The sequence below is a fragment of the Streptosporangium sp. CA-135522 genome, assembly GCF_050949235.1.
Lineage (GTDB): Bacteria > Actinomycetota > Actinomycetes > Streptosporangiales > Streptosporangiaceae > Streptosporangium.
In genome coordinates this window covers 5,347,078-5,356,752 of the sequence record NZ_CP192026.1, presented here as the reverse complement: position 1 = coordinate 5,356,752, position 9,675 = coordinate 5,347,078, and the positions used below count along the sequence as shown (strand labels likewise).

General features: G+C 68.1%; 18 protein-coding genes. All 18 read right to left on the bottom strand.

What is annotated here, in order from left to right:
• Nucleotides 1-79: 79 nt before the first annotated feature.
• Entirely contained in the window at nt 80-466 is a 387-nt protein-coding gene (locus ACQPYK_RS25310; RefSeq protein WP_433235420.1) for a hypothetical protein, read from the bottom strand.
• A 143-nt stretch (nt 467-609) separates the two neighbouring features.
• A complete protein-coding gene (locus tag ACQPYK_RS25305; protein ID WP_433235417.1) occupies nt 610-1,140 on the bottom strand; it encodes a J domain-containing protein in 531 nt (176 codons plus the stop codon).
• Nucleotides 1,124-1,405, bottom strand: coding sequence for a hypothetical protein (locus ACQPYK_RS25300; RefSeq protein ID WP_433235414.1), 282 nt, complete (start codon nt 1,403-1,405; stop codon nt 1,124-1,126). The genes ACQPYK_RS25305 and ACQPYK_RS25300 overlap by 17 nt, the downstream gene beginning before the upstream one ends.
• Nucleotides 1,406-1,514: 109 nt before the next feature.
• A complete protein-coding gene (locus ACQPYK_RS25295) occupies nt 1,515-1,787 on the bottom strand; it encodes a hypothetical protein (RefSeq protein ID WP_433235412.1) in 273 nt (90 codons plus the stop codon).
• Complete coding sequence (locus tag ACQPYK_RS25290; RefSeq protein ID WP_433235409.1) at nt 1,784-2,770, bottom strand: hypothetical protein; 987 nt, start codon at nt 2,768-2,770, stop codon at nt 1,784-1,786. The genes ACQPYK_RS25295 and ACQPYK_RS25290 overlap by 4 nt, the downstream gene beginning before the upstream one ends.
• The gene (locus ACQPYK_RS25285) at nt 2,760-3,122 is read right to left on the bottom strand and encodes a hypothetical protein (RefSeq protein WP_433235406.1); all 363 of its coding nucleotides are present in this window, start codon (nt 3,120-3,122) and stop codon (nt 2,760-2,762) included. The genes ACQPYK_RS25290 and ACQPYK_RS25285 overlap by 11 nt, the downstream gene beginning before the upstream one ends.
• Complete coding sequence (locus tag ACQPYK_RS25280) at nt 3,122-3,373, bottom strand: hypothetical protein (RefSeq protein ID WP_433235403.1); 252 nt, start codon at nt 3,371-3,373, stop codon at nt 3,122-3,124. Before ACQPYK_RS25280 ends, ACQPYK_RS25285 begins: the two co-directional genes overlap by 1 nt.
• Nucleotides 3,370-4,044 (bottom strand): DUF6248 family natural product biosynthesis protein, encoded by a 675-nt coding sequence (locus ACQPYK_RS25275; protein ID WP_433235400.1) that lies wholly within the window; start codon nt 4,042-4,044, stop codon nt 3,370-3,372. The genes ACQPYK_RS25280 and ACQPYK_RS25275 overlap by 4 nt, the downstream gene beginning before the upstream one ends.
• Nucleotides 4,045-4,049: 5 nt before the next feature.
• Entirely contained in the window at nt 4,050-4,451 is a 402-nt protein-coding gene (locus ACQPYK_RS25270) for a WhiB family transcriptional regulator (protein ID WP_433235397.1), read from the bottom strand.
• A complete protein-coding gene (locus tag ACQPYK_RS25265; protein ID WP_433235394.1) occupies nt 4,448-4,717 on the bottom strand; it encodes a hypothetical protein in 270 nt (89 codons plus the stop codon). Before ACQPYK_RS25265 ends, ACQPYK_RS25270 begins: the two co-directional genes overlap by 4 nt.
• An 80-nt stretch (nt 4,718-4,797) precedes the next feature.
• Nucleotides 4,798-5,040, bottom strand: a complete 243-nt coding sequence (locus ACQPYK_RS25260; protein ID WP_433235391.1) for a hypothetical protein — start codon at nt 5,038-5,040, stop codon at nt 4,798-4,800.
• Nucleotides 5,037-5,345: a hypothetical protein gene (locus ACQPYK_RS25255; RefSeq protein ID WP_433235388.1), complete on the bottom strand. Its 309-nt coding sequence runs from the start codon at nt 5,343-5,345 to the stop codon at nt 5,037-5,039. Before ACQPYK_RS25255 ends, ACQPYK_RS25260 begins: the two co-directional genes overlap by 4 nt.
• On the bottom strand, nt 5,342-5,629 hold the full coding sequence (locus tag ACQPYK_RS25250; protein ID WP_433235385.1) for a hypothetical protein: 288 nt from the start codon (nt 5,627-5,629) through the stop codon (nt 5,342-5,344). The genes ACQPYK_RS25255 and ACQPYK_RS25250 overlap by 4 nt, the downstream gene beginning before the upstream one ends.
• Entirely contained in the window at nt 5,629-5,967 is a 339-nt protein-coding gene (locus tag ACQPYK_RS25245; protein ID WP_433235382.1) for an HU family DNA-binding protein, read from the bottom strand. The genes ACQPYK_RS25250 and ACQPYK_RS25245 overlap by 1 nt, the downstream gene beginning before the upstream one ends.
• 24 nt (nt 5,968-5,991) lie before the next feature.
• Nucleotides 5,992-6,540: a hypothetical protein gene (locus tag ACQPYK_RS25240; protein WP_433235379.1), complete on the bottom strand. Its 549-nt coding sequence runs from the start codon at nt 6,538-6,540 to the stop codon at nt 5,992-5,994.
• 56 nt (nt 6,541-6,596) lie between these two features.
• Nucleotides 6,597-8,261 carry a hypothetical protein gene (locus ACQPYK_RS25235; protein WP_433235376.1) on the bottom strand — a complete coding sequence of 555 codons (1,665 nt, stop codon included), beginning with the start codon at nt 8,259-8,261 and terminating at the stop codon, nt 6,597-6,599.
• Nucleotides 8,261-9,331, bottom strand: a complete 1,071-nt coding sequence (locus ACQPYK_RS25230) for a hypothetical protein (RefSeq protein WP_433235373.1) — start codon at nt 9,329-9,331, stop codon at nt 8,261-8,263. The genes ACQPYK_RS25235 and ACQPYK_RS25230 overlap by 1 nt, the downstream gene beginning before the upstream one ends.
• Entirely contained in the window at nt 9,328-9,642 is a 315-nt protein-coding gene (locus ACQPYK_RS25225) for a hypothetical protein (protein WP_433235370.1), read from the bottom strand. Before ACQPYK_RS25225 ends, ACQPYK_RS25230 begins: the two co-directional genes overlap by 4 nt.
• Between the last annotated feature and the right edge of the window lie 33 nt (nt 9,643-9,675).

Genomic DNA, 9,675 nt, shown 5'->3' with positions numbered 1-9,675 from the left:
GATTGCCCGTCCGCTCGTCCGGGCTTTCTTCGGAGATTGGGGGGCCCGTGGACGAGTTATCCACAGCCCCCCGGCCCCCTTATTGCCCGTCCGCTCGTCCGGGCTTTCTGGGCGGTGGCAGCTCCACCGACGCCGGTAGGTCGGGCAGGATGTAGTCGCTCGCCCTCCCCCGCACGGCGAACACCGGCTGACCCCGGCTGTTCGTCGCGATCGGCACCCGTACCTCCAGGCCCCGGCCCGCGAGACGCCGGAACACCTTCGTCAGCGAGTCGACCTCAAGGCCAGCCCGGGCGGCGATGACTTCCGTCAGCGTCTTGCCGTCGCCCTTGTACGCCCACATCTGTCGAGTCGTCTTGTTGCACCGTTCCGCGATGATGAGCAGCACCAGGCGCTCCGCTGTCGTCACCCCCTGCGCTGCTGGCGTCTCCAGCCAGGCGCACACCTCCCCGAGCAGGCTCTCGGCCACCACTCCCCCCGTCGTCGTACGTAGATCCCTTGAGGGAAGGGAGGTCAGATCAGGACTTGCCGGACAAACTCGGCCAGCACACCGTAGTGCCGACCGAGGCGGAGGGGTTCGTTATCTGCCATGTGATCTCCTCCTGATATGCGTTAACGACCTGGGCGTGGCGCCCGGCCGGTCAGGTCGTACGTCTTGCGTTTGCCGGGGTCCGACAGTGTCGCGTACGCCTCGGTCACCGCTTTGAATCGTTCGGCCGCCGCCGCGTCGCCGGGGTTGGCGTCCGGGTGGAGTTGGCGAGCGAGCTGCCGGTATGCCCGTTTGATGTCGTCCTGGGTCGCGGCGGCTGGAACGCCGAGCCGCGCGTAGAACTCGCCCGACGTCGACGCGGCCCGCGGCGGCCTGGGCGGCGGTGGGGTCTTCTTCTGCGGTGGTTTGCACGTCGCGACGTGCGGCATCATCCGCCGCTCGTACGGCAGCAGGGGCCATTCGGTGGTGACGCGACGCGACCGGAGAACCCCCGCCACGTCACGCCACACCGCCGTGTTCCCCTTCGGGTCCGGGTCGGGATTGACGCCGAGCAGGCTGCCCGCCTCCGTCTTCGTCCACCGAACCGGCTTGCCGCACCCGGGCGCGTGACCGCGACCCCCGCCGCACGGCTTCAGATCAGCCTTGGAGAACACGGATCTCCCCCGACTCCGTCACCTCACCCACCGCCTGAAGACGGCAGGTCTGCTCACCCGCCGCGTGGCATTCTGGGCACAGCAGCTCCCCGTCCGCCGCGCCCTGGACGTGGGACTGGCAGACGGGGGTGTCGCCCATGTGCTCGTGAACGCACGCCATGAGCAGCACAATCACAGCCGCCCGGGTGCAACGCTCATCCGGCAGGTCGATGATGACGCACGCCTGTTCGAGGAAGACGCCGCTCATACCGCTGACGGCTTCCACGCGTCCAGGCCCCGCCACTTTGCGTATGCAGCGGCGCCGGCCGCGCCCCGCGATGACGGGTGCAGGTGTGCCAGCATCATGCCCTTGCGGGTGGTGATTTCGGTGCACGTCATGAGGCCTCCTGCGGCATCCGGAACGGTTCGTCGACGATGACCGGGCTCGGCCGCACGCCTGTGAGCTGCCGGCGGCGCTTCTGAGCCACCATGAGCGGCCCGTAGTGCCAGTAGTTTCCGCACCGGTACGCGCGCAGGTTCCTACCGGGGTGGATCTGCCTGGCCGCGAGCTTCGCGATCTTCTTGCTGGCGTACCGGTAGCTGCCGCAGGTGCAGGCACCGAAGTGCTGCGCCGCCTCGATCGGATTGGTCCGCGGGTGTCCTTTCACATCACTGCTCCTACCGCTAGCGGTTCTGCTTGCGTTTCCTTGTCCTGCTTGGCGTGCCGTTCGAGGGCTCGTATCAGCGCGGCCGGGGTGACGCCGAGTCGTTCCGCGATCAGCGTCCTCCCGGCCTCCTCGTTCAGGGGCCAGCCCTCGGCGCGCGAAACGAACCGGGCGTTCTCCACGAGCGCCGCCGTGTTCCTCGCCGGGGAGTAGTCGTCGAGTGTGCCGTGGTTCTGTAGCCATGTCCCGCACTGTCTGCAGTGGCCCCGCCCTGGTTTCACCGGGCGGCCACACTCGACGTACCCGCACAGCACCGCTTCCCAGTCCGGTCGGGCGGCCGGGTCGTCGATGTCCGCGCTATCCCACGCGGGCGGCGGCGCCCACTTGTGCCGCTGCGCTCGCGCCTTGGCGCGGCGGTTGGCGGGGCCGGGTGGAGGCGTCTGCTTGGCCATCTCTTCATAGACCACGCTGATCTCATGCGCGAGCATCGCCGTGACCTGCTTGCTCTGCGTGACGCGGGTGATGTTCGCCCAGGCGTGTCCCCGCCGCTCACCGACCCGCCGGCCGATCTCCTCGCCTGTCCATCCCATCGCGTTGAGCGCGTGAACGCGGCGCTGCGACCCGACCGAGCTGACCCCCATACGCCCGTTGGTAGGTGTCACCGCCCTAAGCTTCTCCGCTGTCGCGCGCAGGACGGTTTGCCGCCTGCCATGCGCGATCTCCCAGACGGACTTGTAGTCCACGCTGGATGCCTCGGCAATGCCCCTGAAACTCATCGTGCGGTGCAGGACCAGCAGATGCCTTTTGATCGGAGTGGCGTCCACCCTCAGTTTCAGGCCGATGGAGTGCAGCTTATGGGCTCTGGTTCCGGCCGCTCGGCACCGGTCGCAGCCGCACAGGTCCTTGGTGTAGCCGGTCAGTGTCCCATGTCGGGCGCCGGGCACGAAGGATCGGCGCTTCCGCGGACTGGTGGTGTCACCTGCCATCGACATCACCCTCCGGAGTGGACCTGGTGTCGATGTCCTCGATCCATGCCATCAGGACGGCGGCAGCCTTGACCAGCTCGATGCGCATCGCGGACAGCTCGTCGGCGGCCATGGCCCCGTAGACCTGCTCCAGCAGGATCGACTGCCAGGTCTTCTTCTTGGGGTCGGAGTTGATCTGCCGTTCGGCCTCGGCGAGCATTGCCGGGAGCTCGAACTCGACCGCCTCGCCTTCGAGGCGGTCGCGGTGCCGCTGCGGGCCGTACTTGGTGTGCTGGCGCATCCGCTCTAGCAGCAACTCGCGGGTGATTCCGGTCCGCACCCTGGCGTTGGCCATGAACTCCTCGCCCAGCATCACATGCCTCCCGTGTGGGTCAGGCCGACGCCGAGAGCGATCGCGCGGGCGCTGGCCAGGTCCTGCTCGGTGACGCCGTAGCCCTCGACGACGCAAACGACGTCGCCGTTCCACATGACGGAGTGCCTTGGGAACGGGTGCTCCTGCTTGCGCTTCTGCTTACGGATCCGCTTGCCGTTGATCTTCCGGGGCTTCTTCTTCTTACGCCGGTCGTTGAACGGGCCGGGGGTGTCGATCGAGTCGTTGTTCACCGTGTTCCTCTCAAAATGTCAAAACCGGGGAGTGCGTCCTGCTGGCCGCCGGGGACAGCGACGGGAGGCACGCGTTTGGGCAGCCGCCGGCATGCCCGGTCGGCCAGCCATACGGCGATGGGCGAGAGGAGCTGGCAGCGTTGGTCGAAGATGATCCCGCCGTTGAGCCAACCGTCCGGGAGACTGTGGCTGCGCTGGTCGGGGCAGTCGGTGTCCTCCTGACATGGGCACCGGTCGTATAGGTCGCCGTACTGGCGGGCGTGCCGTTCAGCGAAACTCTTCGACCAGGCGTTTCGCCGGATCCAGCCTGCGTTGATCGGCGACATGGGGAGCGTGCCTGCGCAGTCGCATCGGCAGGCCCATCGGCAGATCCGGTCAGCCAGCCACACCTGGGCAACGACCGTCGGTCGTGGCGCCCCGTCAACCGTGACGTGCTTGTACGGCTCCTTGAAGCACGCCGGGTGCGTGCCCGTCTTGTCGGCGATCATCCCCTCGTGACTCTGGCGCGGAATGGCGTTGCACCGCTCATGCACGCCACAGCGGCACTGGTGGCAGACGTCGCGCTGGCACCCGCACCGGGTGTAGAAACCCGGCCGGACCTCGTACTCGACGCGGCGCATGCCGTCCGTCCAGACGTGCTGGCGGATCCAAGCCGCAGCCTCCTCGGTCATGGGCGTCATGACGCCGCTGTTTTCCGCGCCGCGTACGCAGCCCTGTTCTGCGCGTTCACGCAGTTCTTACACAGCAGGCTGCGGCCGCCGGGCTTGCCCTTGACCTTCGGGAACTGCACCAGCAGCTTCACCTCGCTGCAGCCTTCGCAGTCGCGTTCCCCGTCGACCAGGTCGCCGTTGAGGACCTGCCCCTTCGTCAGCCCGGCCATGACGAGGTCGGGGACTTCGCCTTTCTCCATAGCTGCAGCGCGCTCCGCGCAGTTGGCCCGCACGGGGCAGCCTGAGCAGACTTTCCGCTGCTCGTCGATGTCCTCAGGCTCCTTGGACGCGAACAGCCGCCCGAGGTCGCCGCACGCGGCCTCCCAATGCCATGCCGGCACCGACCCGATCACGGTGAGGAGAGTCACTCGCGAGTCGCCTCCTCCCCCTCCGAGGGGGTGCGCTGCGCGAGGAACGCCGCCCATTCCCGGTCCATGCGCCGCTCGTACAGGCGCATCCGGATGGTGCCGTGCACGTCACGGATGACGCCCTCACCGATGAACAGCGCGGTGAACGCCACGCCGACCGCGCCGACGGGGACAAGCACGTGACCTACCAGCGGCCACACGTAACTCGACACCCACAGGGCAACCGCGAGGGCGAACCACACGACCAGGCCTAACTGTGTTTTCAACGTCTCTCCGATCTCACTACGTGGTGGTGAGGGGCGCGCTGATCAGGCCCCTGCCTGGATCAGCGCACCCCCCGGCTTCTCTAGGCGCGGAATACGCGGACGTGCTCCGCGACGGTGGCGGCGAAGTAGTCGATGCTCTTGTTGTGGAGGGCCAGGTCGTGCAGGTCGTCGACGAAGCCGCGGTGCCGGTTGAGGTCAGCGCGGACGAGGTCGAGTTCCGCGCGGGTGCGGCGGGCGTCCGAGGTATGGGCCAGCGCCCACACGATGACGGCGGCTGCGGTGGCGATCAGCACCCCGACGAGAACGGAGATCACCACCTTCACCGGGTCGTCTCCTTCGAGGCCGGCGCCGCCTCGGCCTCGAGGGGGGTGGTGAGCTGCTCGACCGTCCACTGTCCGAGCAGCGTCGTCGTCTCGATGCTGTCGCACTTTCTGCAGCGCTTGAGCACGATGGTCTCGACTGGGGAGAACGGCAGCGCCCGCACCGCGCCCGGGTATGAGACCGCCACCGTCACCCACCGGCACTGATGGCGGCGGGCGACGGGGAGACAAAGGTAGCCGCGCATAAGAGCCCCAGCGCAGATGAGCGCACCGCCGATGATGATGGCCGTGTTGGCTGCCGTGCTCACTGCGCGGCTCCTACCTTCCGGTGATCGGCGCCGCTGGCGAGGACGGCGGGGCCGCCCTCCTGGTCTCCCAGGAGAGCAGCCACCACCTCGACCGTGAGGAACGCCCGGCGCGCCTGGAGCGCGAGTCGCAGGTCCCCGATCGTCGGCAGGTCGCTCTCCTGGCCGACCTGCCACACGATCGTGTCGTTGATGTCCTTGGCGTAGGCGGTGAAGGTACGCCTCCCGACATGCCAGGAGGCGAACACCCGCACCATCCCGGTGCCCCGGAACACTCGTTCTTGCATCAGGGCTTGGTTGCCTTCTGCGTCTGCCTGGCCAGGCCCTCGAACCCCGCAGCGGCCTTGAAGCGGACTTTCCACGCCTCGTCGACCTCCACTGGCTCCCCGGTGCGGGGGTTACGGGCGGTGCGGGCGGGCTTGTGGGCCAGTGCCCACGACCCGAACCCGGTGAGCCGCACCTTGCGGCCCTTGGCGACGCTGTCCTGGATGGCGGCCGTGATCGCTTCGTAGGCCTTGTCCAGGAGTTTCGGGTCGGCCTTCAACGCTTCCTCTTTGATGGAGGAGAGCTCGGCGGCCCTGGCGATGATGTCGTCCTTGTAAAAGGTGCCCTTGTCGTCAGACATGTGTCTTCCTTTCCTGTCCTGGTATCAGTTGGCCGGTGCCTGAGTGGGCGCCGGAGTGGGCGGGCCCTGCAGGATGTCGAACGACGTCTGCGGGAACTGGTAGACCTGGGCCGATGCAGGCTGGGAGGTGTTCACGGCGGCCAGGCCCGAGTGGATGCAGTCCGCGCAGCCGTTCCCCTTGCACGTCGGGCACGGCTGGCTGTCCTGCGCAGTCGGGTAGCACGGCCCGTCGAGGCGGTGCACCAAGCGCGCGTCGTTGGACGCGCCGCACGAGCAGGGCCGCCGGAACATGCTGCCCGGCTCGGGGGTGGTCTGCGTGACAGCGGGGGCCATCGCGCGGTGCTTCTCCTGCTGCTCCAGGAACGCGATACGGGCCAGCACGTCCCGGTGGGCTCGGTCCCCCTCCTCCCGGACCTTGCGGAACAGGTCGGCCGCTTCGCGGAGCTGAGACAGATCGTTCGACGACGAGGGGAGCCGGTATGAGCCGATGGTGAGCACCGCCTCGTCCTCGGTGCGGCTGTAGCCGATGTCCTCGGTGTGGAGCTGGTCGTGCTGCACGTAGATGGGTCGCACTGCGGTTCTCCTTGGGTTGGTGCCCCGGCCCTGGGTACGGGCCGGGGCAAGGGGGGTCAGTTGCCGGTGGCCTCGGCGTGGGCTTCCTGAATCTGGGAGACCATCGCGTCGTAGGTGGCGACGTCACCGCCCGAGGCTTCCAGCACGTCGATCGCCGCTTCGACCTGCTCCGGGGTCGGCGGGGCCGCCTCGGTAAGGGCGTCGCCGGTGATGATGCTGATGTCCCGCAGGACGTCTTCCCGGTCGACGATGCCGAGCTGGCCGAACAAGGTCAGCATGTGGTTGCGGCGCTCGGCCGGGTCCTGCTGCCGTGCCTGCTGGGTGGCCTTCCTCGGGTTGGCCGGGTGAGTGACCGGCATCGCGCGGAGGATGGCCATGACGTCGTCGGCCTCCCGCTCCGTCAACTCCTTGGTGGAGGTGATCGGGCGGCGGACCTTCTCCGTCAGCCACGCCGCCTTCGCGGCCTTGTTCGCTGCGGTGCTGCCCCTGCCGGTGTGCGGGGTGATGCCCCGCTCGCCGATCGCGATGTTGAGCGGCGTCAGCCGCTCCTCAGCCACCGGGGTGTCGTCGATGACCTCGGCGTCCTCGATCTCGTCGTCTGGCGGCACCGCTATGTCCGCCACGCTGCGGCCGGCGGGGGCCTGCACGGTCGGGGCCGGCTCGGGGGTTTGGATCGACGTGAGGAACACCTCCAGCTCCTCGGCTGTCGCCTCCTCGATGCGTCGGCCGCGGGTGAAGTCGGTGAACGTGCGGTGCAGCGCGTCCATGTCGCCGCCTGCCCAGGCGGTGACGACGTTCTTCCACGCCTCAGCGATCCGCTCGATCTCCTTGACCCGCTTGCCTGCCGCCGCCTCAATGACCGCGCCGCTGCTCATCCATACGTCGCGGTTGGCCTTGGCCTGCCGCCACAGCTCAATCACCGCGTCGCGGGTCTGCGCGATATCGATCATCGCGACGTAGTCCGGCTGGCCGGGCTTGGCCGACTCGATCGCGAGCCGATCCTCTGCGGCTGCGGCGCCCAGCTCCGCGTGCTCGGGCGCGGCGGCCATGATGCGTGAAGCCGCCTGCATGGCGGTCATGCCCCGGATCTCAATCTCGACCTTGGTGTAGTGCTTGAGCTTGCCCTTCTCACGGCCCGTGCGGGGGACGAGCCAGATGCGGACCGGTAGCGCGACCTTGTCGCTGAACATGCCGCGCATCATGTCGATGAAGCCGGGCAGTTCCGCCCCGGCGTTCGCGCCCTTGGTCTCCAGCAGCCACGTCCCGATGTCCTGGATCTCGGGCAGCCAGAGGTTGGTGCGGGTGTAGAGCTTGCACGTCTGGTCCTTCGGGGCGTTCTCCCAGAACCTCGGCCCCCACTGTTGCTTGCACACGCACAGCCGGCTCAGGTTCTCCACGGTCTCGCCGTTGCAGCGGGCCTGTTTGCCGCCCCGGGACCACTTCTCGTACGCCTGGTCGATGGGGTCGCGGCCGGGGGGGATGATCGCGTCCAGGGAGGTGAGGTCGGGGTTCATCAGCCGCCACTGCATTCCGCCATCGCCCTGAGGTTTCCACTGCTCGACGTCGCCGCCGAATAGGTCAGCGGCCGACCGGATGTAGTGCTCGAACTCCGAGGTCGGGATGAAGAACTCCGAAGCCTTCGGCCTGCCCTCGTAGGTGCCGAGGCGAATCCGGCCGATCGTGCGGAGCCGGTGCTGCATGCCAATGATGCGGCCGCCCATCAGGCTGCGTCCTCTCTGGTCTCGTCGTCGAGAGTGAGGGCCTCGCCGATGACGTTCTTGGCGAGGCCGGTGCTGAACTCCGCGATGCGGCGGATCGTCTGGAACACCTCGTACATGTCGTCGCCGCACCGGGCCGGGTAGAGGTTGTAGCCCTCGGGGCGCAGGTGCAGGATCACGCCCATGTCGTGCCGGGGCGGCAGAGGGATGCGCTCGCCGTCGCGCAACCACCCCCACGGGGCCTTGCGGTACGCCGCCATCTGCAGGCCGGCCTCCGGGTAGACGCCGTGCACATTGCCGTCGTACGTCCGGCCGTCCAGCTCGCCGCCCGTCTTGGTGTCGCCCGCGAAGATGGTGTCCGAGGAGACGCCGAACTTCTTGGCCACCTTCCGGGACCGGAACAGGTAGTCCAGCGTCCCTGCGTACTCGTCTTCGTAGTGGGCGACGACCATCTCCGACGCCTCGAAGTCGATCTCCCACTCGGCGACCCACCGGTTGAAGTGGTCGATGTACGGGCGCAACTCCGGGTTGGCCAGCAGCCGGATCGGAGCGGGCTCACCGAGGATCTTGCATTCGACCAGCTTGTGGACCGCTGAGCCGACGTCGGCTCGTTCGTCCTTGCGGCGGTTGGGCTCCTGCTTGAGCCACTTGACGAACTCGGCCCGTCCCTCCTCGGTGCGGGAGGCGGCGACCATCTCCACGACGTTGTCCATCGCGGTCTCAGCAGTGACCTTGGCCGCCCAGAAGACCAGCGCCTCATGCGCCGAGCCCTGGTTGAGGATCGTCGTCACCGACCGCAGCAGCACCCCGGAGACATGGTCCTTGTAGAACCCGGCCTTGCTGCGGCGCGGGATCCGGGCGGTGAGGATCGGGGCGCCGGAGCCGGTGCACGGCAGCACGTCGCCCTTGTTCGCCTTGTGCTTGCGGATCGTGCCGCCCTTGTTGACCTTCTGGTCGGCCTTGCACTCTCCGGGGCAGAGGTAGACGTCGGGGAACGCCACGGCCTCGGCTTCGGGCCACTCGTCGGCGGCCTCGACCAGGTCCTCGACGGCGGGGGTCGCGAGTCGGCTCACAACGCACGCTCCAGGTCGTACATGGCTTCGGCGTAGACGCCGATGTCCGGACCGCCCCGCCAGGGGACCTTCCGGGGCTCGTCGGCCTCGATGCTGGCCATCACGCCGCACGCGGCGGCGATCAGGTTGTCGGCTTGCTCGTCCGCGTGGACGGGCGTGTGACCGTCTTCCTGCAGGAGAGCGACGAGGAGTTGCCGCAGCGGGGCGAACGCCGAGCACGTCAGGTTCCGGGCGGCGTGCATGGCGATGATGGCCAGCTTCCGGTCATAGGGGAGCTTGTTGCTAGCGATGGTGCTAGCAGCATTGGTCACGGCGGCTGGTCTCCTTATCTGTGGTTGCGGTGG

Coding starts and splice junctions, on each gene's coding strand:
- ACQPYK_RS25275 (WP_433235400.1), bottom strand. CDS start 4,044: ATGACCGAGGAGGCTGCGGCTTGGATCCGCCAGCACGTCTGGACGGAC.
- ACQPYK_RS25250 (WP_433235385.1), bottom strand. CDS start 5,629: ATGCAAGAACGAGTGTTCCGGGGCACCGGGATGGTGCGGGTGTTCGCC.
- ACQPYK_RS25235 (WP_433235376.1), bottom strand. CDS start 8,261: ATGGGCGGCCGCATCATTGGCATGCAGCACCGGCTCCGCACGATCGGC.
- ACQPYK_RS25285 (WP_433235406.1), bottom strand. CDS start 3,122: ATGCTGGGCGAGGAGTTCATGGCCAACGCCAGGGTGCGGACCGGAATC.
- ACQPYK_RS25245 (WP_433235382.1), bottom strand. CDS start 5,967: ATGTCTGACGACAAGGGCACCTTTTACAAGGACGACATCATCGCCAGG.
- ACQPYK_RS25290 (WP_433235409.1), bottom strand. CDS start 2,770: ATGGCAGGTGACACCACCAGTCCGCGGAAGCGCCGATCCTTCGTGCCC.